Origin of the sequence: Treponema denticola ATCC 35405 (genome assembly GCF_000008185.1) — a bacterium.
GTDB classification, from domain to species: Bacteria; Spirochaetota; Spirochaetia; order Treponematales; family Treponemataceae; genus Treponema_B; species Treponema_B denticola.
Map to the genome: position 1 here is coordinate 115,746 of NC_002967.9, position 23,259 is coordinate 139,004.

At 38.0% G+C, this 23,259-nt stretch carries 22 protein-coding genes; 11 read left to right on the forward strand and 11 right to left on the reverse strand.

The features are described 5' to 3' along the window. The first annotated feature begins 42 nt into the window (after positions 1-42). A complete protein-coding gene (locus TDE_RS00495) occupies positions 43-1,329 on the forward strand; it encodes a site-specific DNA-methyltransferase (protein ID WP_002680948.1) in 1,287 nt (428 codons plus the stop codon). Here TDE_RS00495 and TDE_RS00500 read toward each other — a convergent pair. Together TDE_RS00500 and glgX are read right to left on the reverse strand one after the other, a co-directional pair. After that, a complete protein-coding gene (locus TDE_RS00500; protein WP_002680949.1) occupies positions 1,319-3,289 on the reverse strand; it encodes an alpha/beta hydrolase family protein in 1,971 nt (656 codons plus the stop codon). The two genes, TDE_RS00495 and TDE_RS00500, sit on opposite strands and share 11 nt — an antisense overlap. A gap of 72 nt (positions 3,290-3,361) precedes the next feature. Then, positions 3,362-5,506 carry a glycogen debranching protein GlgX gene (gene glgX, locus TDE_RS00505; RefSeq protein WP_002680950.1) on the reverse strand — a complete coding sequence of 715 codons (2,145 nt, stop codon included), beginning with the start codon at positions 5,504-5,506 and terminating at the stop codon, positions 3,362-3,364. 63 nt (positions 5,507-5,569) lie between these two features. Between glgX and TDE_RS00510 the strand changes: the two genes are divergently transcribed. Beyond that, the gene (locus tag TDE_RS00510; RefSeq protein ID WP_002680951.1) at positions 5,570-6,862 is read left to right on the forward strand and encodes a cyclic nucleotide-binding domain-containing protein; all 1,293 of its coding nucleotides are present in this window, start codon (positions 5,570-5,572) and stop codon (positions 6,860-6,862) included. Positions 6,863-6,888: 26 nt separating this feature from the next. Here the strand turns inward: TDE_RS00510 and TDE_RS00515 are convergent, their stop codons facing one another. The 5 genes from TDE_RS00515 to TDE_RS00535 form a co-directional block, all read right to left on the reverse strand. Then, positions 6,889-8,031, reverse strand: coding sequence for a cysteine desulfurase family protein (locus TDE_RS00515; RefSeq protein WP_002680952.1), 1,143 nt, complete (start codon positions 8,029-8,031; stop codon positions 6,889-6,891). Then, positions 8,028-9,059 (reverse strand): 3-dehydroquinate synthase, encoded by a 1,032-nt coding sequence (locus TDE_RS00520; RefSeq protein WP_002680953.1) that lies wholly within the window; start codon positions 9,057-9,059, stop codon positions 8,028-8,030. The genes TDE_RS00515 and TDE_RS00520 overlap by 4 nt, the downstream gene beginning before the upstream one ends. Positions 9,060-9,076: 17 nt before the next feature. Beyond that, positions 9,077-9,799 carry a 5'-methylthioadenosine/adenosylhomocysteine nucleosidase gene (locus tag TDE_RS00525; protein ID WP_002680958.1) on the reverse strand — a complete coding sequence of 241 codons (723 nt, stop codon included), beginning with the start codon at positions 9,797-9,799 and terminating at the stop codon, positions 9,077-9,079. Positions 9,800-9,886: 87 nt separating this feature from the next. Next, positions 9,887-10,891 carry a hypothetical protein gene (locus TDE_RS00530; RefSeq protein WP_002680960.1) on the reverse strand — a complete coding sequence of 335 codons (1,005 nt, stop codon included), beginning with the start codon at positions 10,889-10,891 and terminating at the stop codon, positions 9,887-9,889. A 94-nt stretch (positions 10,892-10,985) separates the two neighbouring features. Beyond that, complete coding sequence (locus TDE_RS00535; RefSeq protein WP_002680963.1) at positions 10,986-12,611, reverse strand: alpha-glucosidase; 1,626 nt, start codon at positions 12,609-12,611, stop codon at positions 10,986-10,988. A gap of 182 nt (positions 12,612-12,793) precedes the next feature. On the opposite strand from TDE_RS00535, the gene TDE_RS00540 reads away from it, so the two are divergent. After that, positions 12,794-13,102, forward strand: coding sequence for a hypothetical protein (locus tag TDE_RS00540; RefSeq protein ID WP_002680965.1), 309 nt, complete (start codon positions 12,794-12,796; stop codon positions 13,100-13,102). Between the two features lie 75 nt (positions 13,103-13,177). On the opposite strand, the gene TDE_RS00545 is transcribed toward TDE_RS00540, so the two are convergent. Next, positions 13,178-14,725 (reverse strand): phenylalanine--tRNA ligase subunit alpha, encoded by a 1,548-nt coding sequence (locus TDE_RS00545; protein WP_002680967.1) that lies wholly within the window; start codon positions 14,723-14,725, stop codon positions 13,178-13,180. Positions 14,726-14,975: 250 nt separating this feature from the next. On the opposite strand from TDE_RS00545, the gene TDE_RS00550 reads away from it, so the two are divergent. Genes TDE_RS00550 through TDE_RS00565 form a run of 4 tightly spaced genes read left to right on the forward strand, consistent with a single transcriptional unit; the run spans position 14,976 to position 17,924 of the window. Beyond that, positions 14,976-16,007: a M23 family metallopeptidase gene (locus TDE_RS00550; RefSeq protein ID WP_002666722.1), complete on the forward strand. Its 1,032-nt coding sequence runs from the start codon at positions 14,976-14,978 to the stop codon at positions 16,005-16,007. A gap of 2 nt (positions 16,008-16,009) precedes the next feature. Beyond that, complete coding sequence (locus TDE_RS00555; protein ID WP_002680969.1) at positions 16,010-16,429, forward strand: bactofilin family protein; 420 nt, start codon at positions 16,010-16,012, stop codon at positions 16,427-16,429. A 9-nt stretch (positions 16,430-16,438) separates the two neighbouring features. Beyond that, the gene (locus tag TDE_RS00560) at positions 16,439-16,999 is read left to right on the forward strand and encodes a YaaR family protein (protein WP_002666717.1); all 561 of its coding nucleotides are present in this window, start codon (positions 16,439-16,441) and stop codon (positions 16,997-16,999) included. A 10-nt stretch (positions 17,000-17,009) separates the two neighbouring features. After that, entirely contained in the window at positions 17,010-17,924 is a 915-nt protein-coding gene (locus TDE_RS00565) for a PSP1 domain-containing protein (protein ID WP_002680971.1), read from the forward strand. Position 17,925: 1 nt separating this feature from the next. Here the strand turns inward: TDE_RS00565 and TDE_RS00570 are convergent, their stop codons facing one another. Then, positions 17,926-18,345, reverse strand: a complete 420-nt coding sequence (locus TDE_RS00570; RefSeq protein WP_002673217.1) for a metal-dependent transcriptional regulator — start codon at positions 18,343-18,345, stop codon at positions 17,926-17,928. 103 nt (positions 18,346-18,448) lie between these two features. Between TDE_RS00570 and TDE_RS00575 the strand changes: the two genes are divergently transcribed. From TDE_RS00575 to TDE_RS00585, 3 genes are read left to right on the forward strand one after another with little or no spacing between them, the layout of a single operon-like run. Next, positions 18,449-19,096 (forward strand): DUF1007 family protein, encoded by a 648-nt coding sequence (locus TDE_RS00575; protein ID WP_002691986.1) that lies wholly within the window; start codon positions 18,449-18,451, stop codon positions 19,094-19,096. 7 nt (positions 19,097-19,103) lie between these two features. Next, a complete protein-coding gene (locus TDE_RS00580; RefSeq protein WP_002673213.1) occupies positions 19,104-19,985 on the forward strand; it encodes a nickel/cobalt transporter in 882 nt (293 codons plus the stop codon). Positions 19,986-20,007: 22 nt separating this feature from the next. Next, positions 20,008-20,922, forward strand: coding sequence for a tetratricopeptide repeat protein (locus TDE_RS00585; RefSeq protein ID WP_002680975.1), 915 nt, complete (start codon positions 20,008-20,010; stop codon positions 20,920-20,922). Here the strand turns inward: TDE_RS00585 and TDE_RS00590 are convergent. Both TDE_RS00590 and fliS read right to left on the reverse strand, forming a co-directional pair. Continuing rightward, positions 20,919-21,392 carry a hypothetical protein gene (locus TDE_RS00590; RefSeq protein WP_002680977.1) on the reverse strand — a complete coding sequence of 158 codons (474 nt, stop codon included), beginning with the start codon at positions 21,390-21,392 and terminating at the stop codon, positions 20,919-20,921. The two genes, TDE_RS00585 and TDE_RS00590, sit on opposite strands and share 4 nt — an antisense overlap. A gap of 10 nt (positions 21,393-21,402) precedes the next feature. Then, positions 21,403-21,843 carry a flagellar export chaperone FliS gene (fliS, locus tag TDE_RS00595; protein WP_002666704.1) on the reverse strand — a complete coding sequence of 147 codons (441 nt, stop codon included), beginning with the start codon at positions 21,841-21,843 and terminating at the stop codon, positions 21,403-21,405. 199 nt (positions 21,844-22,042) lie between these two features. On the opposite strand from fliS, the gene TDE_RS00600 reads away from it, so the two are divergent. Continuing rightward, positions 22,043-23,242 carry a coenzyme F420-0:L-glutamate ligase gene (locus tag TDE_RS00600; RefSeq protein ID WP_002666702.1) on the forward strand — a complete coding sequence of 400 codons (1,200 nt, stop codon included), beginning with the start codon at positions 22,043-22,045 and terminating at the stop codon, positions 23,240-23,242. Positions 23,243-23,259: the final 17 nt, after the last annotated feature.

Here is a 23,259-nt window from a genome sequence, read left to right on the forward strand (position 1 = left end):
ATAAAAGCCTTTTTTATTATATAGTCATTTTCAGGGCCGAATATGGGTGTTTTCACATGGGAAGGAAAGGATAAGGCGCTTTCCGAACTGAACCTTTTATTAAAAAATCAAAGTAAATTTTCTTTTACTGAAAACAAAGTAAAAAGTTTTAATTCTGAAGACGCAAAAAATTTATACATTGAATCCGACAATCTCTATGCCCTTCTTTTTTTACAAAAAGATTATAAAGATAAAATCAAAATAATATACATTGATCCTCCGTACAATACGGGGAAAAAATTTACTTATGCCGATAATTTTCAAACTAAGACAGAATGGATGAATTATCTTTATGTAAGATTGAGCCTTGCAAAAAACTTATTAACTGATGACGGTCTTATTTTTATAAGCATTGACGATAAGACCTGCCCTTATTTAAGGATAATCCTTGATGAAATCTTCGGTACGAAAAATTTTATTTCTACCCTTGTATGGAATAATTCGACCGGCGGAGGCTTACGTAAAAAGCATATCAACACATCGCATGAGTACATCATCTTATATGCCAAAGATAAAACTAAGGTTAAGCCCATGACAGCCCCAATGCCGGAAAAGGCGAAGAAAATGTATAAATACAAGGATGCTGACGGAAGATTTTTTAGATACCAGCAATTTGCATGGAAAAATAAAACGGATGCAAAAAGGCAAAAATATCCTATAAAAACGCCTGACGGGAATTTTATTATTCCTAAAGCTGGCTACATTTACCGCTTTGTCGAAAAAAGTTTTTTTAATCTTTTAGAAAAAAATCTAATCGAATTTAAAAAATCGGACAAGTCCGTTTTTACCGATATAAAAGGGCGGCCTACAAAATGGACTATCTATGTAAAAACCTACCTTGAAAAAAAGGAAGAAACGGTTCCGAAATCGCTCCTCCCTGCAGAATATGTTAAAACAAATATACAAAGTGTATATGAACAAAAAGTCTTATTCGGAGCAAAGATTTTCGATTACGCAAAACCGGTTTCTCTTTTAAAATATCTTTTTAAGCTGGTTCCGAATTCGGACGATGCGGTTGTTTTAGATTTTTTTTCGGGTTCGGCAACAACAGCCCATGCCGTGATGGAACTAAACGCAGAGCTTAACGAAAACCGAAAATTTATCTTGGTACAAAGGGGCGAGCCTTGCTCCGAAGATTCCCCTGCCCTCAAGGCCGGCTTTAAAACAATAGCCGAGCTGGGCAGGGAAAGAATTATAAGAGCCTCCGCCTTAATCCAAAAAAGATTTACTCAAAAAACTTTCGGGTTTAAGTATTTGGAATTAAGCGGAGAGCAAGGCTTTATTTTTTAAGATACTTTTCAAACCAGTTGAATATCTCGGTTAAGCGGCGGATTCTGTGCTTGGGTTTTCCCGTTCGGGAGAGGTCATGATTTTCCCCATGGAACAAAACAAGCTTTGCTTCGCAGCCGTGATATTTTAGAGCCGTAAACATTTGGAAGGCGCAGGCCTCAAAGCAGCGGTAGTCCTCATCCGACTGAATAAAAAGGGTCGGCGTTTTGCACTTATCGGCATACTTGAGCGGACTGTGATCCCACATTTTTTCTACACCCTTCCAAGGAGTAACTCCTCCGTTTTGGTCGGAATTAAAATAATAACCGATATCGGTAATTCCGAATTTGGAAATCCAGTTTGAAATAGAACGCTGAGAGCAGGCTGCCGCAAAGCGGTTTGTGTGGCCGATAATCCAGTTTGTCATAAAACCGCCGTAAGAGCCGCCCATAACGCCTACTTTTTCCTTGTCGATATCCTTGTACTTTTTTAGAACCTCATCCGTAAGCTTCATTAAATCGGAGTAGTCGATTGTTCCGTACTTGCCCCGGATATCGGCAAAGGCTCGGCCCATTCCGTCGGCACCGCGGGGATTCGTATAAAACACAAAGTAACCGGATTGAGCTAAAAACTGCATCTCGTGGTAAAAAATTGAACCGTAAGCGGTCTTAGGTCCGCCGTGAATTGTCAAGATACCGGGGTATTTTTTTCCGGCCTTGTAGTTTAAGGGCTTTAAAACAAAGCCGTGGAGTTTAACCCCATCATTTGTAAACTCGAATTCTTCGGGCACAATCTTTTGCAACTTTGAAGCATAGGTATTATGCTTTGTTAGGCAGGTTTCTTTTTTATCTTCAAAAAGATAAACTTCTTGTAACTCCTGTTTTCTAAAACCGATAAAAAGAATTTTTTCTTCATGAACGGCAAAGCAGTCTACAGAACCTTTTTCGGTAATAAGCTGTTTTAATTCTCCTTTTTCGTCAATGACATTTAAAAAGGAAGAATCATCCTCGGTTGTAATAAAATAATATTTTCCGTCTTTGACATGGGAGTTAGCTCCGCCCCCGTACCTTGAATCGGAACCCACGGAATTCCACAAGCTCTTATCGTAATCCTTGGGCGAAATCATCTTCGCTCCTGTTCCGGTTTTGGGAATAAGATAAATATCGGCATCTTGGTTTACGCCGTATTTTTTTCCGTCGGCACCCGTATAAATAATTTTATCTTTGAAAAATTTGGCATCGGTGTACATAAAATCTTGACCGCCATTTAAGAGCTTTGCCTTTTTTGTTTTTAAGGGCATGAGCATCAGCTCGTTATAGATGGGCATCTTATCGGTATAAGTTGATTTTGTAAATAGAATCTCTTGGGTCTTTTTATCAAAATCAAAACCGTCAACCTGAGTAAACTCATCGGTTAGGGCCGTACCCTTCATGTTTGAAAGATTATAAACAAAGAGCCGGTTTCTCTTGCGCGAGGTAAAGCCGCCTCCGTTGCTCCAAAACGGAATCTCTTCAAAGGTTTCATAATCGGCTTCATCTTTTTTTGCTTCTTCTGCCTTTTCTTTAGGCAGCTTTTTAAATGGGTCATCCTTCCATGAGTGTAAAACAACAGCCGTCTTTTTATCGGCAAATTCCATTTTTAGAACGGGATGGGGGAAGGTGTAGGCAAGCAAGGCCTCACCGCCCGAAACGGGGATAGAATAAACAAAGGTTTTCTCTTTTTCTTCCTTTTCTTTTTTTGTTCTTCTTGCAGAAAAAAGGAGGCGATCGCCGTCAAAGCCGTAAAAAGAATTTACATCCTCGCCCGTAAGCTGCTTTGTCTTTTTTGTTTCCATGTCCAAAAGAAAAAGAGCCTTGTGATAATCATTTTCGGTTAGATCGGCATGAGCACAAATATAGGCCGCATATCTTCCGTCTTCCGAAAATTTAAGGTTACTTAAAAATTCGTAATTTTTAAAATCGTCCAACTTTATTGTCTTCATAAAAGTTCTCCTTTAAGAATTTCTTGTTAAATAACTATAACACTATCGGACAATTTGAACAAGGGGACTTCTTTATTTTGCAATTAAAACTACAGTTGTGCGGGAAAGCACTACATATATTTGCTGATTCATAATCTGCTCGGTATGTTCTTCATCTAAAAAATCTTTTCCGTCGGTGTACGAGGTGTCTATCAGACGATGCCATATCTTCCCGCCCGAAGACGGAGGGGGAAGTCTCACGGTTATATCGTTATTGTAACTATTGGTCATAACATAAAAATCGTTATCATCTTCATCGCTTTCCAAATTAATTTTGTTGCCGTCTATTAAAAAGGCTAAAAAATTTGAAGGTACATTCCAGTTGGGTTTCTGCGCATTATAATCAAACCAAGTTATATCGCTTGGAGTGCCGTTAATCTTCGAGGCTCCGGTAAAAAAATGTTTTCTTAAAAAAGAAAAATGAGTCTTCCTTAAATTGATAAGCTTTTTGGTAAATTCGAGCAAGTCCTTATTTTCATTTAAAAGTTCCCAATCAAACCAAGACATTTCATTATCCTGACAATAGGCATTATTATTTCCGTTTTGTGTACGGAATACCTCATCTCCCATATTAATCATGGGCGTGCCGGCTGAAAGAATAAGCGTTGTCAAAATATTTTTTGCAGACCTCATACGCATTCTTTCAATTTCGACAGATGCGGATCCTTCTATTCCATGATTATAGCTTAAATTTTCATTTGAGCCGTCTCGGTTATTTTCCCCGTTTTCTTCGTTATGTTTTTCGGAATAACTTAGCAAATCGCAAAGGGTAAAGCCGTCATGACAGCAGACAAAATTTATTGACTGATAAGGCCTTCTGCCTTTTTGAGAATATAAATCCGCAGAACCGGTTACTCTGGTTGCCAAGTGTCTTATATCCGGATTGGGCTGCAGCCAAAACTCTCTGACGGAGTTACGGAATAAGTCATTCCATTCCGCCCAACGCCCGGGAAATTTTCCTACCATGTATGCACCGGCAGCATCCCATGCTTCAGCTATAATCTTTGTAGAACGAAGCACGGAATCATCTGCGATAGCCTGTATCATAAAAGAATTTAAATCTATACTTCCGGTTTTATCGCGTGCCAGAACGGGAGCCAAATCAAAACGGAATCCGTCTACATGCATTTCAGTTACCCAATACCGCAGGCAATCCAATATAAATTTTATAACAGGAATCTCCGAGGTTTTTAGACTGTTACCGCAGCCCGAAAAGTTTTTATAATAAAACTTATTATCTTCAAGATGATAGTAAATGGAATTATCAAATCCTTTAAAAGAAAAAACGGGGCCGTTTTCGTTTCCTTCCGCAGTATGGTTAAACACCACATCCAAGATTATTTCGATGCCCGCTTTATGAAATTCCCTGACCATAAATTTAAACTCGTTTACGGCATTGCCCGGGTCTTCGGCATAGAGAGCCTTAGGTGCAAAAAAAGCAATTGTGCTGTATCCCCAATAGTTTTTTAGCCTAACGCCGGTTTTAGGATTTATATTCATATTTTCATTTTCATCAAAATCAAAAACGGGCAGGAGCTCAAGAGAAGTAATTCCCAAATCCTTTAAATACGGAATCAGCTCCACAAGACCTGAATATTTACCCCGTTTTGTAGGACTTATTTTATCGTTTAAAAAAGAAAAGCCCTTTACATGAGCTTCATATATCACACATTTTTGGAGCGGAATATTTAAGGGTTTATCTCCCTGCCAATCGAATTCCCTATCATCGATAACTACACATTTTGGGAATCCCTTTGCCGTTCTTTTATGTTGATTTTTACCGCCTGAAGCTTTACTGTCCTTTTGGTTAAAAGTTTGTTCCGAATTAAATACCGAATGAGAACTTATAAGTCTTGCGTAAGGGTCAAGCAAGTAATTATTTTCATCGAATAAAAAACCCGCGGAAGGAGAAAACTCTCCGTCAGCCGTATACAAATAAAATGCCCAACTTTTTAAACCGGAAACAAACACATGCCAAACATCACCGGTTTTATTTATTTGAGGATCCAGTTTATATGAGATTATCGGCTCGGAATCCTCTACATTTTCAAATAAGTGTAGAACTATTTCCTTTGCATTTCGTGAAAAGACGCTGAAATTCACTCCATCACAGCTTAATTTTGCGCCTAATGGAGAAGCTTTTCCCTGAAAAAAAGATAAATCGTTCATATTCATCATTAAAGTATAGTATGTATTTTAAATTTATGCTATAATGAAAACAACGTTTTAAAGGAAATAATAATGAAAAAGGTTCCAATAATAAGCACAATACAGACTACCGTGGACGGATTAAAAAATGCTGCACAAAACATAGAAAACGTCGATATTGCAGTCCTTGATAAATATGAAGACATTGTTTCGTTTTTTAAATATGAAATGCCTGAAATCAAGATTATCGATTTCGGAGATCCTAATATCGATGCCGAGGCTTGTGTTAGGATTATAAAAGATGATCCGTGGCTTTTATTCGGAGGAATTATAGCCATTACCAACGACCGTCAAGAAAAAGCAAAACTTGAACAAATAAAGGAACCTAACTTTCTATTTGTATGTACAAGAAAAGATTTTGAAAAAAACACCGAACAGATTATAAAGATTTTAAACCAACATCAGCATTTTCTTTTTAACAGAGGAATGCATCAGAGGGCTGATGAAAAAGAGACGGGTCATTTTGTAAGCGATACCGACCCATTTGAAATAGTTTTCTACGCCAACCTGATAGGAACTTATCTTTACAATACCAACAGAGTAAATGAAGAAGAAAGGTCTTCCTTACAAACAGCAATGATGGAGTTTTTGCTTAATGCAGTAGAACACGGAAACTGCAATATCTCTTATGAGGAAAAGAATAAATGGCTGCGAAGCGGAAAAAATATGCTCGATTTAATTGCCGAAAAACAAAAACAGCCCGAAATAAAAAAGAAAAAAGTTTATATCACATATTCGGTACTGCCTGAAAAAACAAAGATAACTATCAAAGATGAAGGGAACGGATTTGACTGGAGAAGCCATCTTGAAGCCGACTTTGAAGCAGGCCTTCATGGAATGGGCATTAAACTTTCTCAAACCCTTGTAAAAAATCTACGCTATAATAATATTGGGAATGAGGTTTCATTTGAGGTAAATAACCAAAGAAATATAGCAAACTTGACACCGGCTATTTTAAAATCCCAGCAATTACTAACCTTCAAACACATGCAGATTGTCTGCCGCGAAAACGAGGATTCAAGCGATCTTTTTTATATAAGTTCGGGACGCTATGCCGTCTATGTAAATAATAAATTGATGTCGGTTTTAACACCGGCTGATATTTTTATAGGTGAAATGGCCTTTTTAATGAATGACAGAAGATCTGCTACTGTCGTATCTATCGGAGAAGGCTCTCTTGTAAAGATTCCTAAGATGAATTTTATGAAGCTGATAGAAGAATATCCTCATTACGGTATTTTCTTATCCCGATTGTTGGCTAACCGCTTAGCCCGTCAATCAAAGATTACGGCACAACTAAAAGAAGAACAAGAAAATAACAAGTAGTAATTCCAATAAAGCACTTAATTTAATCAGCGGAATTCTATTAAGATTTCTTTTAGGGTTTTAACAAAGACTTCGAGCTCTCCCCTTTGTGTTAAGGGCCCTATTGAAACCCGCACTGAATTTTGCTGCACTTTAGCATCAATTTTCATAGCCTCTAAAACGGGACGGGTTCGCTTTTTTGAAGAACATGCAGAACCTGTAGAGATGCAGATACCCTTTTCCGACAAGCAGCGGACAAGGACTTCACCGGTTAATTCTTTAACCGAAAACTGTAAAATCCAAGGCGAATATTTATCCTTTAACTGCGGACGGGATTCCGGGATAAAACTTAAACCCTCAATACCTGCCAGTTCTTCAATTAAAAAATCCATTAATTCTTTTGCATGAAAAACATAGCCATCTAAATTTTCATAATATTTTTTTAAGCAGCCGGACAGAGCTAAAATACCTGCAAGGTTTTCGGTTCCGGGCCTTAGACCATTTTCTTGTCCGCCCCCCCGGATAAAGGCCTCCATATTTTTAGCAAGATACAAAAAACCGATTCCTCTGGGAGCTCCTATTTTATGTCCGCTAAAAGAAGCCGAATGAATGGATAGTTTTGAAAGTTCAAAAGGAATCTTTCCTATAGCTTGAACTGCATCGGTATGAAAATGGATTTTTCTTTTTCCCTTAGAATATTCTTCAAGAGCCTTTCCTATTTCGGCGATGGGCTGAATTGCTCCGGTTTCATTGTTTACCGCCATTACCGAAACAAAGGCCGTATTGGAGTCTATAGTTTTTAAAACCGCATCGGCACTTATAAAGCCGTTTTTATCCGAAGGGATTTGTAAAATCTTATAACCCCGTGCCTTCATAACGGCAGCCTGTTCCCTGACTGCGGAATGTTCTATACTGCTGACTGCAATCGAGCAAGGAGAAGGAAGGGCTAACAGAGAGAGCATAGGAATGTAATCCCCCTCGGTTCCTCCCGATGTAAAAATAATATGATCTGGTGCCGTATTCAAAAGTTCTGCAATTTCCAAACGAGTATCTTCTAAAATTTTTCGAGCATCCTTACCTAAAAAATGTTTTGAAGAAGGGTTTGCAAAATATTTAAAAGCTTTTTTTAAGGCCTCCGTAATTATATCTTCTTGAGGAAGGGCTGTTGCCGCCCAATCCAAATAAATCATAGAACCTCCCTGATGTCTTTTTCAAAGGCTTCATAAATAAAAGTCTCGCAAATATTTTTTTGTAAAATCAAACGGATTTTACCGTCCATATTTTTTTTATCTTTTTTCATTGCTAAAAGCACCTTCTCCTTATCCTGTAAGACCGGTACATCTATGCGGCTATAAGAATGTATAATAGCACAAACCTCATCCGCATAAGAAGAATCGGTTAAGCCTAAATTTTTACCTAAGAGCATCGCCTTTGATATTCCCCAAGCAACAGCCTCCCCATGAGAAATCTTTGAAAAATTTAAACCGGATTCTAACGCATGGCCAAAGGTATGCCCCAAGTTTAAAAAAGCTCTTTCATTTTTTTCGTCAAAGTCGCGGCTTACAACCAGTGCTTTTGCCTCAACAGCTATTTTAACAAGGTCCAAGCAAAGGTCTTCATCTCTTGCAAAAATTTTTTCTCTTTGTGTTCTAAAAACTTGGTAAATATCTTTTGAGTATAAAAGGCCCATCTTAAATATCTCGAACATTCCTGAAAGATACTCCGGCTCGCTTAAACTTTTTAAGACCTTTGGGCTTATGTAAATTTCATCAGCCTTAAAAAAAGTTCCTACCATGTTTTTATAACCGTCAAAATTTATTGCAGTTTTTCCGCCGATGGCTGCATCCGCCATGGCTAAAAGACTGGTAGGAACAAGTTTGCATTTTGCCCCCCTCATATAAACCGAGGCAGCAAAGGCCGCCAAATCACAGACAAGACCTCCACCAATCCCGATAAAAACAGAATTCCGGCTTAAGCCCGCATCAAGGGCGGCTTTTAAAATAGATACAAGGGAAGTAAAATTTTTATTTTCTTCTCCGGCTTCAATGACAACCAAGGGAAGGTCCGAACGAAAATTTCTTGCACCCTTTGCAATGGGAGCAGTATTGGAATCGGTGATGTACATCCCGCCGGCTGTACCTACAGGCGGTACAAAAGGCTCATCGCAGTAAAATACTTCGGTTGTCCCTTGAACCGTTGTAAAACTAAAACTATCCATAAATCATCAACGTTTTATTAAAGCATTTTCAGCATTTGCAGCACCAAAAGAGAGGAATCCTTTGCTGCCTGTGCCGAAAAAACCTCATAAGAAATTTTAGCAGCTTTATCCTTTCCGGCCGTATCGGAAATACTCCTCAAAATTAAAAAGTGAATTTTATTTATGCAGCAAACTTGAGCAGCAGCGGCCCCTTCCATTTCAACACAGGCAGGATTAAATTCTTTGATAATCCTTTCTCTAAGTTTTTTATCTGAAACAAAGGTATCCCCTGAAGCAATTCGGCCTTCAATAAGCTTTAAATTTTTTATATGCTCATCATCACTTTCTTTTTGCATAGCCTTAAAAGCTTTAAGTGCCAGGGTTTTAAGCTTTTTGTCGGCAGGCCAAAAAGGAGACTTTGTCATAGGTACCTGCCCAATGGGATGTCCAAAGGCTGTTGCATCTACATCATGCTGAACTGCATCGGTTGAAACAACCATATCGAAAACATTTATACCTTCCAAAAGCCCTCCGGCAGCCCCGGTGTTTATTACGGCATCAACCTTAAATTCCGAAATAAGAATTTGACAGCACAGAGCCGCATTGACCTTACCTATTCCGCTGCACACAAGAACAACATCCTTTCCCATTATCGTTCCCGTAAAAAAACTAAGACCGGCAATTTTTCGAATTTCCCCAACTAAATGCTTTTTTAAAAGTTTAACTTCCTGCTCTTCAGCACCAAAAATTCCTATCTTCATTATTAACCTCTTCTTAAATTCAAAATAAACGTCATATCAGGATTATAGCATAAAAATACTTGGGTATTCTACACCTTTCTTAAAAGGTTATTTTGTTAAAACCCAGTCCGCTGCATTATGATTTATTGTTACCTGCGAAATCCGTTTAATCATTTTTGTAGGAGTTATATTTGCTTGTACTGCATTTAAGATATCTCCATCAGGCTGCCATAAACCGGCTTCGACTGCCTCTACGGCAGCTCGTTCAATTTCAGGTCTTCCCCATTCTTCATCCTTGGGATGTCTAAACAATACGGCATCCTGTAAACCATCATTTTGACTTGTTCTAATAAGAACGGCATTCGTTCTTTTCGGCTGAAACTTTTGCAGCTTAGCCCAAAAACAAAAAGCCTTTTCTCCCGGCTCAAGAGCATTACAAGCATCGGCGGAAACTAAAATACCGTCTTCAGGCATTGAACCATCCAGCGGTAAATACCAATAGAATACAATTATATTTCCAGCTTCTACCTCAAAGGCGGGAAATACATAGTCAGGTTCTTTTGAGCTTCCCGCATTTACAAGACTTACCCCAAATAAGTTTCCGCTTTTTTTTACGCTGAATCTTATAAAGCCCTCTTTAGATGCGGAGCCTAGCTTTAAAGAAGAAAAAGACAGCCCTGCAGGCCTAGTGTTTGCTCCCTTAAAGGGAAGCTCAAAATCAAGAAATTGATTTTGAGCTTCAACCTTTCCGCATATTTTAAAATCTTCGCCTATCTCAAAGCTTGCACCAGGCTTAATCTTAAAAACGGAAAGGTCTCCGTTCTTAGCCTTATAAGCCTTATCCTGCAAAAAATCGGCTGCTTCGATCTCTTCAACAGTACACAAAATTTCTTCGGGTAAATTTCCTTTTAAGGCATAAGCTTGGAGACCGGTGACTCGCCCTTCAAAAATAAGAGTTATCTCATTATTTGTGGACTGCTCAAATTCTTTGAGAATAATGCGCTCATCATCACCAAGAAAAATTGAAACAAAACCCGGCTGTTCAATCATTCCGCTGCAAGAAGCACATAAACTCAAAACCAACAAAACAGATAAAAAAAATCTTTTTTTCATAAAAGACCTCCTACCTATCTTGTATGTTTTTTTTAGCCTTTATAGTAAAATTTTAAAATATTTCTTAAAATCCAATAAGTTTTTTAGAGATACCCTAAATTCTTGTAATTACAGACTCAAAGGGACGTAAAATCTTCTGTTGAGGGTTAAAGTTTCTATAATTAAATAGAATCGGAAGACCTCTGACCTCTTCCCTTATCTTCTGAGCCTTGCCTGACATATTGGAAACAATAAAAAAAGTTTTATCGCCTTTTTTGCGATAATATGCAAAAATATCCTTTCCCAAATCCGCAAATTCTATATCGCCGAGCTGTAAGACTTCTTCCTCGTTTCTTAAGGCTATCAGTTTCTTATAATAATTAAAGCAGGAATCGGATTCCGATAGATTCTTCTTTACATTTATTTCTTTATATTTTTCGTTAAGCCGCAGCCAAGGCTTTACGGTACAAAAGCCCCCGTTTTCGGAATCATCCCACGGTATGGGAGTTCTTGCATGGTCCCGGGCATAGTTCATTGTCATTTTAAAGGCCCGTTTTTTACCGAATTTAAGACGGCGGAGAGTGTCATAAATATTCTTTGTGGCTATATCGTCGATTTCATCCATGCTTTTAAAATCGGTATTAGTAAGCCCAATTTCCTGCCCTTGATAAATAAAGGGGGTTCCTTTTTGGGTCAAAAGCACGGTTGCAAGCATTTTGACGCTTTCTTTGTAGTATTTTCCCTCATCCCCAAACCGCGAAACAGAACGTGCCTGATCGTGATTTTCAAAGAAAAGAGGAGTCCATGGCATTTTAGTCTGCCATTTTTTTAAGATTTTAATCATTCGGAAAGGCTTATATTTCCGTTTTAAAACCGGAATTTGAAACCAGCAGTCTACCCCGGTGTGATGTTCAAAAGGAAAAACAAGAGTCAATTCGTCCTGAATAAAATCTTTAGCTTCTTCTAAAGAAACGTCCATAGTTTCGCCTACTGTAAAGGCATTGTAGGGTTTTAGGACATCTCTATTTAATTCTTTTAGAATATCATGGCATCCCTTTTGAGAAAGATAAAACTCTTTGCCTGTTTTAATCCTTCTTTTTTTTGCATCCTCGTAAGAGGTTTTATAAATACAGTTTATAACATCGCAGCGGAAGCCCGCAACACCCATATCCAGCCAAAACTTCAATATCTTTTTTACTTCTTCAGTAACCGCGGGATTGTTATAGTTTAGATCCGGCTGATTTTCGGTAAAAAGGTGAAGATAATAGAGGCCGTTTTCTTCACAATACTTCCATGCAGAACCTAAAAAAAGGCTGTCCCAATTATTGGGAGGCAGCTTTTTACCCTTTACAAGCCTAGGCTCTTTCCAAACATAATAATTATGGTAGGGAGATTCGGGATTTTTAGATTCGATAAACCACCTATGCTGATCGCTTGTATGGTTTATAACCAAGTCCATCACAATTTTTATATCCAGTTTATCCGCTTCTTTTAATAGAGACTTAAAGTCATCCATTGTGCCGAATTTGGGGTTGATATCGCAATAATCGGAAACATCATAGCCGTTATCATAATCGGAGGATGCGGTTACGGGAGAAAGCCAAATTGCCCCTATACCCAGTTCCTTTAAATAAGGCAATTTTGAGATAATACCCTGAATGTCCCCCATCCCGTCATTGTTTGCATCACAAAAACTTCTGGGATATATCTGATAAAAAACCCTTTTATTCCACCATTCCATACATCTTCTCCTAAATGAATTTTATCTAACCTATATTTTAATTGTTTTTTATTATTTGTCTATATTTAAGGGATATATATTTCAAAAAGATATAGAGAATATGCGGGCTCTTGACAGTACGTATAGTGTAGTATAGTATGGTTGTATAAACACTTGCAAAAAGTTTTTATAAGGAGTTATTTATGAAAAATAAAAAAATTTTTACAGTATTGTTTTTGTTGGCAGTGTCCGCTTTGTTGTTTACTTCTTGTACTTTCAAAATGAATACTGCACAAAAAGCACATTATGAAAAGTTTATAAACGCGCTTGAGAATGAATTAAAAACTAGACATATACCTGCAGGAGCTGTTATAGACATGCTTGCAGAAATTAATACTGAAGCCCTTGCATTAGATTATCAAATTGTGGATAAAAAACCCGGCACATCTATTGCACAAGGTACTAAAGCAGCTGCATTAAGAAAACGCTTTATACCCAAAAAGATAAAGTAAACTTAACTGCAAGACCTGTTTTTATCAGGCAAAGTTTTATCCCCATCGGAAGATTCCGTCCTCCGATGGTTTTTTTTACTTTCTGAGCCTGACTCCCTCAATATCCGAGCTGAAAAGCTCTCGCAAATCGTTTAAGCCAAGAGCCATGAGGGCCATTCGGTCAATGCCTATTCCCCAGGCCAATACGGGGACATCAACACCCATTGTTCTGGATACTTCGGGGCGAAGGATGCCTGAGCCGCCAAGCTCGAACCAGCCTAAAACAGGGTGTTTTATATGCACTTCAATCGAAGGTTCGGTAAAGGGGAAGTAGCCGCCGACATATTTAACCTCGGTAGCGCCTGCTATTTCGACGGCAAACATTTTGAGGATACCTAACAAGGTTTTTAAATTAACCTCATTGCCTAAAACTATTCCTTCGGTTTGATAAAAGTCCGACAGATGGGTAGCATCCACCTTATCGTACCGGAAACATCGGGCTATGCCGAAATACTTGCCGGGTATTTTTGCCTTTGCAAGCTGATGAGCGGAAAGAACCGTGCCTTGACTTCTAAGCAAAAGGCGTTTTGTAAAATTCCTGTCAAAAGAATAATTCCAGCCTCGGCTTCCTGTTTTTCCCCCTGTCTCGTGGACTTCGGCAACGCGGGATAAAAAGGGTTCCTCAATGCTCTTTGCATGAGTCGGATTTTTTATGTAGTAAACGTCATGAATATCGCGGGCTGCATGGAATTGGGGCATAAAAAGGGCATCCGAGTTCCAAAAATCCGTTTCTACGAGAGGTCCGTCAAATTCTTCAAAGCCCAAACCTACGAGTTTGTCCTTTACGCTCTCCAAAAAGTCGCAATAGGGATTGGTTCTTCCCGAAATTATACGGGCAGGAGGAAGATTTATATTGTAGCTTCTGAATGTTTGATTTTTCCAGCTTCCGGTTTTTAAGCTCTCGGCTGTAAGCTGTCCTGTTTCATCGCCTGTAATGCCCTCTGCTTCAAGCTCTTTTTGAAGAGAAGGGACATCGTCAGTAAACCCGTAAACAACCGAATCCCGCTCTACAATCTTATAGGGACTGTCGGCAGCTCCGCGTTTTTTTGAAATTGAGTTGATAATCTCGCGTTCTTCATCATCAAGATCTTCTTCAGCTATGATATGACCTTCAGTTTTAAGGCCTTTTTTCAACAATTCGACGGTTATCTTAAAGCGTTTTGATTGCGGTTCTTGCACAAAGGAAGCCCTTTTTTCTTCATTCATCTTGACGGCACCTTCTTTTGAAAGAACACCAAAGGCCGAACCTACATCCTTATTTTCCAAATTAAGGGCTTCAGCAATTTCAGGAAGCTTCAGTTCGCCTTTTTCTTTTAAAAGCTGTAAAATTCTTTGTTCCGGAGTACCGCGTTCGGCAAAATCTGTCCCGATATTTGTAAGTTCAAAAAATATGTGTTTTTTGCGGTCGGTTTCTTTTATTAAGCCCTTCATCTTAAGCCACGAAAAAACCTGATTTGCATGGCCTTCTTTATACGAAAGTTTAAGCTCAAGTTTTTTGTTATCAAGATACTCGCCTATTTTAAAATTTTTTAAAACCTTAATCTCAAGAGGATGAAGATTTTTTATAATGCTTTTGATATCCATATTTACTCCGAAATTCATCTAAAAAGATAAGGGATTATAGCACATTTTCAATTCTTTGTACACAATTCGGATTATATAATTTTTTAGCACTTTACAAAAAATCTTACTTATTGTATAATATTGTGTCGGTTGTGTGCTAAATAATTTGGTTTAAAAAGCCGATAAAAAAAAGACAATACCTTTAATTTTTGGAATTTTAATCTGTACTTTTTATTATTTAATTATGGTATAGTCAGAAGAGGAGTTTAAAGTGTCAAGAACACGAACATATAAACGGGCAGAAAACAACTTGGTACGCTATTTTAATGAGCTTTTTAAGGCTTTTTGTACAAGCGTATCCAAGGGTGTAATGAAATTCATCAACGGCGGACGCAAAAAGCTTACCGTAATGGTTGTTCCGCATTCTCAAAAGAGGATCGTAAATTTTCAGGCAAGTATTTTTTCGATTGTTTTTGTTTCGGTTTTGCTTGTAGGTATTTTAGCTTCATTTTTTTGGTTTGCAGCCGAATCTGTAGCTTCTGCCAGAAAACTGGCCAACCTAAAGGAAGAAACACGTAAAACTCAAGCCAGCCTTAATGTTTTAAAAAATGAAACCAATGACCTTTTAAAAAATGCAAAGAATTTTCAATCCACTCTTTCTTCTACATTAACATCTTTGGGTTTACAGTCCATTATGGAAACAGGTACAGAAAACGATGATTCAAGCGACCTTTCACTCCTGTTTAATGTCCAAGAACAGGCCCAAGGAACGGCAAGAGAAGTAAGCGAGCTTAAAAAACTTTCAGCCTATTTACAGGACACCATTCAACCCGTACAGGAAATGGCAAAGCTGATGGACACTCAAACAGCCCTCTTTTCGGATATTCCGAGTCTTTGGCCCATTAAGGGCGGCATCGGGCATATCACGATGGCCTTTGGTCAAAACCGCCATCCTTTTACCGGCCAATGGTATATTCATACCGGTATAGACCTTGCAACAGGCCGTTCAGGCGATCCGATTATGGCTACGGCTGACGGACAGGTTATTACGGTAGAAACGGATCCGGGCTGGGGTAACTATATTATTATTAAGCATAAGCATGGTTTCTTTACAAGATACGCTCACCTAAGCTCATTTAGGGTTACACGAGGACAGCATGTGCAAAAGGGTCAGGTCATAGGCTATATAGGCAACACAGGTATATCTACAGGCCCCCACTTACACTATGAGGTTCACATAGGTTCCGATGTTGTAGATCCTATGAAATATCTTAACATAAAAAATACCGGAAGAAAAAAATAGTCATGGCTGATTTTATTGACGATATTTCCATAAACACAATCATAGGCCCGGGAACCTTTGTAAACGGAAGCTTAAGCGTACCCGGATTTTTACGTGTAGACGGAGATATAAACGGAGACATAAAAACCCCCGGAAGAGTTATAATTGCAGAGAATGCAAGAGTCCGAGGAAACGTACATGCCAAGTCGATAACCATAGGCGGAATGGTTCAAGGCGATGTTATAGCTCCGGAAAGTGTGATCGTCCTGTCAACAGGCCTTATTTTAGGCTCGGTTTTGACAAAAAAAATACGTTTAGATGATGATGTATTTTTACACGGCTACTGCTTTGCCATAGATAATCAGGCCGAATTTGAAAAGGCGGAAAAAGAATACAAAAACAGACAGGGCCTTGCGGCTTCTGCTCTTGTACATTCCAGGTGAGGTTAAATTATGGGAAACTCCGTGGATACAAGCAACTATGTTTCCGCTCTTAATACCGCCGCGCCTCTAATAGCCAAAGATTCGCACATTCAAAAAAATCAAACACGAAAAACGGAAAATACCAAAGTAAAAAAGCAAAAAACTTTTTTAGATACAATTTTGGATAGCAATATTCAGGAGTCTGAGGAATCCTATTACGAAAAAAAACTGGAAGGTCTTAATCCTGAAGAAAGAAAAAAAGCTGTAGACGATATTTTGGCCGTCTTACAGGATGAGGTTTATTCCAGCGGGGCTAATCTGGCCGAGAACGTAAATGAGGAAACAATAAACAAATATAAAAAAGCAGTCAAAAGCTTTGTAAACTTTGCACTTCAACATTCACTTAATGTAAAAGCGGTGACTTCAGGCGGTTTAAATCCGCTAAAACAGCGTAATTATGTAATAGTAAAAGTCATTGATGAAAAAATAGACAAACTAACACAGGAACTTTTATTTAATCAACTTGAAAAACTGCAAATCTTAGCTAAACTGGATGAAATAAAAGGTCTTTTAGTCAACTTGACTACATAGCGGGGCAATAATGGATTATGATATTAACGAAAATATAGAAGATATTGAATCTCTTGAAGATAAAGATCAAAGACCTGTAAAAATGAGCTCAAATCCCAACGATTTTCCTCAACCCCTATATGAGCTTAATTTGGATTACTCAAAAGAAAGCTTTTATGCGACAGCTGATGAACATCAAGAATTTAAGACGGGCGACTTTGTTCTTGTGCCTACACGGTACGGTAATGATGCAGCCCGCTTCGGAGGTCCTGTCAAGGCTCCCATCAATGCCAATCCAGATGAGGTTGTAAAAATTATTCGAAAAATAAATGCTGAAGAAGAGATTATCTTAGAGGAAAACAACAAAAAAGAAAAAGAAGCTGCCAAGATTTTTAAAGAAAAGGTTGCCTTAAATAACCTGGAAATGAAGTTTATAGGCTGCCATTTTTTACTTGATGAACCTAAGGTATTGTTCTTTTTCAGTGCCGATACTCGGATTGATTTTAGAAAATTGGTCAAAGATCTTGTTTCCGTCTTTAAAATAAGAGTTGAATTAAGACAAATAGGCGTTAGAGATGAATCCCGCATTATAGGAGGCCTCGGCTGCTGCGGACGGCCCTATTGCTGTCATAACGTAACCGATAAACTCAAACCTGTTTCTATAAAAATGGCAAAGGAACAAAACCTATCGCTCAATTCATCAAAAATATCGGGACAGTGCGGAAGGTTATTATGCTGCCTCTCTTATGAATATGATTGGTATGCAGAAGCTAGAAGATTAATGCCGCCTGAAGGCGCAAGATTCCCATATGACGGCACAACCTTTAAGATTACCGAGGTAAACCTTCTTACCCAAATGGTTTCCTTATTGGGAGAAGACGGACGAATCCTTTCTTTGCCCTCAAAGCGTGTGGTCAATATCGGAGGAAAGTGGCAAGTAAGATAAACTATTTGCCGGCATCATCTTCCGTTATGCCAAGTTTTTTTAAATAGGCATAAAGCTTATCTGCGGTATGCTTGCTTATTGCATGTTCCATTTCACAGGCATCAACATCCGCAATTTCGTAATCTACTTTAAGAACTTGAGTTAAAAAAGTTCTAAGCGCATTGTGTCTGGTACGGACATCTTTTGCTATGGCTCTGCCTTTTTTTGTTAAGGTTATTGTTCCATAAGGTTCTTGTTCAATATATCCGTCCTCTTTTAGTCCTCCAAGCGATTTATTAACACTTGCCCGAGAAACATTCAATGCCCTTGCAACATCAATTGATCTTACCTGCTCATCAATCAAAGATAAGTCGTAAATCCGCTCGAGATAATCTTCTTTTGAGGAAGTAATAGTTCCTGTTACATGTATTCGTTTATTCATATTTCATATTATACACTATTTCCTTTGACAAAACAAGAACTTTTTTGTATCATATCAAAAGAATATTTGTTCTAACTTTATGTTCCGGCGGCAAGATAGAAATATGTTAAGATCAAAAAAAAATATACTGTTATTTACCTTTTTAGTTTTGATAAATTTTCAATCCTTTTCTCACCCTCATATGTGGTTTACCAGCTCTCTTGAAGTCATTTTTGCAGGAAAAACCTTAAAAGGAGCCTATGTTACATGGACCTTTGATAGATTTTTTAGTGCGGATATTATAAGCGGTTATGACTTAAACGGAGATGGTGTATTTAGTGCAGCGGAAACAGCTGATGTATACGAAAATGCTTTTAGTTATACTGAAAATTATTACTATTTTACATTTATCAGGCAGGGAGAAAAGCGTACAAGTCCCGAACATATTGAAAAGGCTTCCTTTTCCGTTTGGCAAAATAAGGGGATTGTAAGTTACCGCTTTTTTATAGATTTAAGCGGGTTTAAGGGGCAGGAAATTTTTTTAGCCTGTTACGATTATACTTTCTTTTGCGATATTACCTATCCTGAAAATACGGCCGCAAAATTCATATATGACAAGAGTCTAATAAGCCCCTCATACTCCATTATCGAAAATAAAAACTATCCCGTTTACTATGACCCTCTGGGAGCGATGGATGATAATAGAATATATTATAAGTGGGCTCCCGGCCTTAATACCTATTATCCAAAAGAGGTAAGAATCAGGTTTTAAAACGCTTATGAAAAAAAAAGGTATTTTTGTTATTCTTTTTATTCTTAATCTCGCCTTGCTATCTGCAAAGCTGTCTGCAAATCCCTTTACGGGGAAAAAAAATTCACCTACACCCGTATATCAGGGACAGCCTTCAGAAAATATTTTAAAGGGGCAGCGTATTTTAAACCAAAAGCTGGGAGACTATATAAACGCTTGGAAAGAAAATAAAAATTTTGCTGTTTTATTGTCCATTCTGGCCCTTTCATTTTTATACGGCTTGGTACATGCGGCAGGTCCGGGACACCGTAAAACCATTATCTTCTCTTTTTACCTTACAAAAGAATCAAAACGCTTAGAGCCTCTTTTTACAGGCCTTGCTTTGGCAGGAATGCATGGAGGAGCAGCCATAGTCCTAATGATGATTTTCAAGGGCCTTTCCGGAGCCATCCTCTCACGCTCAAATGATGCAATGATATATATGGAGGGTGCTTCTTTTTTAATCTTAATAATTTTATCCCTTTACGGAATAATCGATGCGGTAAAGGATATAAATACAAAAAAGGATTCAAACCATAAAAAGCTTAAACTTGGAGCAATCTTATTAAGCGGTATTTATCCCTGTCCGGCGGCCATGCTTGTTTTGGTCTTAGCCGTAAGCCTAAATCTCTTAGCCTTAGGGATCTTTGCAGTAATAGCTATGTCCGTAGGCATGAGTATTCCGATAATCGCTTCGGGATATTTGGCATGGGCCGGAAGAACGAGTCTTTTTTACAAATTAAAGGGAAAAGAAAGAATTATAGCCCTGATAGGTTCTATCCTTCAAATCGGAGCTTACGGCTTTTTACTCTACATTTCGGTAAAAACGGCCTTGCCTTTTATTCTAAGTTTGTTTAGAATGCTAAAATAGAATTTGTTTTGCGGGAGTTAATATGAAATCTATAAACTTTATGAAAATTTGTCTGTTTGTCTTTTTTGTTCTGTTTCTTACAAGCTGTTCAAGCATACAAAAGAATTGGAAAACAGACGGTTCAACTATCGAAAAGGACATAGCCTTATCAAAAAAGCAAGGCCTCATGTTTTTTAGCGCCTCCGATACGGATCCGCAAAGTAAAAACTTATTGGAAAATGTTTTTACGGACAGCTTATTTTCAAAGATAAATAAGGATTTTATTTTTTATAATATAGATATAGTAAAAGAAGCCGGCTCGGCTGATTCGGTCCAATTGGAAAAAAACTATATTCTTTTTTCCGATTATAATATTACTCAAGTACCCTATCTTTGCTTGATTAATGAACATGGAGACGTCTACCATTCTGATCTGATTCCTGAGCAGATTAATACCCCTTCTTCATTTTTAGACCATTTGAATAAACTAAAGGAAAAGAGGCTAACCGTAGAAAATTTACGAAAAAACATCAATGAGGTAAACGGCCCCGAAAAAATAAAAGCTATAAACGCATTTTTTGAAAAAATTTATCTTGTTGATTCCGAAAAATATAGGCAGTTTTTTGATGAGGGCATAGCAAGCGACCCTTCAAATGAAAGCGGCTTAGTAGGCTCATTTCTACTTGCCAGAACCAGCCTAAACATCGAACCATTATTTAAACAGCAAAAATATACGGAAATAATAGCAGAATTAAAAAAGATTTTAGAAACGGGTTTTTTAAGCCCCGAAGAAGAGCAGCTTACCTTGTGCAATATAGCTTCATTTTATTCCCGACTGCCGAATGCTCCAATAAAAACGATACTGGGATATCTTGAAGAAGCCTTAAAAAAAGCTCCTAATTCTTTTAGGGCTAAGACCATAAAAGAAGATATTGAATACTTAAAAGCTAAGAATTAAATGCTGATATCCACCAAACTTGCAGAAATTTCTTGCTTTGAAAGAGCTTGTTTGGAGTATCGATAGTCCGGCTTTATAGATATCATCTCTTGGCGTAAATCGGCCATTCTGGACTGCAAAAGCTCTCTATTTTTTTGGTTTTGATCAATTACTTGGGATTGAAGTTTGTTAAGATCGGATTTAAGCCTTACAACCTCGGTATCGTCCTTATCGGGCATACCTAAACGGTACATTTCTTCTATCGGGTCTATTACCTTTTGAATTGTAAAAATATCCCCTATTATCGACTGCTCCAACTCCGTGTGATGCACAAGAGCATCTATATTTTCCTCATTAATACTGCGTTCCTGTGTTTCAAGAACAACAAGATAATCGCTGAATTTTTTTCTTTGCTCTTGTAAAAGAGCTTTAAACCTCTTGAGAACAGCCACCCTCTGATCGATTTCTTGTCGGCTTAATACTTGCTTCATAAGAATCTCCTTATCCGGCTATGTTTACGCCTACGGAAACCTCAGACCTTTGAGGTACGGGCTGAGATTCAAGAATTTGCTTCCATACGTCATATAATTCCTGCATCATAGAGCTTACATCCAACAAGGGTTTATAGTCTTTTTTTAGATTTGCAGTTAAAAGCTGTTGATTAAAATATGAATAAATTGAAAGAAGATTTGCAGCTATTTCTCCGCCTATATCCATATCTAAGGCTGCCATAAGCTCCGTTATAATCTCTTGAGCCTTAATTATGTGATTATTGATGGCTTCTATATCCTTTGCAGGAATCTTAGGCACACGCATCTTTGAAATTGCCAGATTTATTTCTTTTATCCCCTCAGTATAAAGCATAAGAATAAGAGAACCCGGACTTGCCGTTTTAACACTTGTTTCTTTGTAAGCTGCTGCAGCCTGACTATTATAACTCATACCCCCCTCCAAAAATAAAAATAGGTATCTCCTAAATTTATCGGTATTTAAAATAAGGGCTTTAGAAAAAGCCTTTATTTCAATTTACCATTTACCTTAAAATACAGATTAAAATACAAAAAGTTACATAAAAGAGCCTTACTTAAAACTTATTGACAAACAAAAAAAAAGAACCTATAATACTTTTCTGAGGTTCAAAATGAAGAAATTTGTAGGAACTATATCGCGAGGCTTAATTGCTCCGATAATCCGCGAGGGGGATGACATAGCCTCCATTGCAGCCGAAACTCTTTTAAATGCCGCAAAAGCTGAGAACTTTACAATAAAAGACAGAGATATTCTTTCCGTTACTGAGTCCATAGTTGCCCGTGCACAGGGGAACTATGCAACAGCCGACGATATAGCAGCCGACATAAAGGCAAAATTCGGGAACTCATGTATAGGCCTAATTTTTCCGATTTTGAGCCGTAACCGTTTTTCGGTTTGTTTGGAAGGCATAGCCCGCTCAAAAAACAAACTCATCATCATGTTAAGCTATCCCAGCGATGAAGTAGGCAATCACTTGATTGACCCGGATGTTTTTGAAGACTCCGATGTAAACCCATGGACAAATTCCTTTACAAGAGAAGAATTTAGAAGCAAATTCGGAGACCACAAGCATAAATTCACGGGAATGGATTATATAGAATATTATGATTCGATAATCAAAAAACATAATCCCGAATCCTTTGTAATCCTCTCCAATGATCCGAAAAAAATAATAGAATACACCGATTCGGTTTTAGCCTGCGATATTCATACGCGGAATAGAACAAAAAAACTTTTAAAAAAGGCCGGAGCAAAGACCGTTTTAGGCCTCGACGATATTTTAAGCAGTCCGGTAAATGGAAGCGGCTTTAATTCGGATTACGGGCTTCTGGGTTCCAATAAGTCCGGGGAAGATAGAGTAAAACTCTTTCCCCATAATGCACAAGTTATTGTCGATAAGATACAGGCTATAATAAAAGAAAAAACAGGAAAAACCATCGAGGTTATGGTTTATGGAGACGGAGCCTTTAAGGACCCGATAGGGAAAATTTGGGAGCTTGCCGATCCGGTTGTTTCGCCTGCTTATACAAAGGGACTCGAAGGCAAACCCAATGAGGTAAAGTTAAAGTATTTGGCAGACAACAACTTCAAAGGCCTTAGCGAAGAAGAGCAAAAGAAAAAAATCGCAGAATATATCGAAAAACATCAAAAAGAAACCGCCTCCCATATAGACTCTATGGAATCTCAGGGAACGACCCCGCGGCGGCTTATCGACCTAATCGGTTCACTTTCAGACCTTACATCGGGAAGCGGGGACAAGGGAACCCCTATAATATTTATACAGGGATATTTCGACAAATATACGGGATAATTTTTTAACTTGAAGAT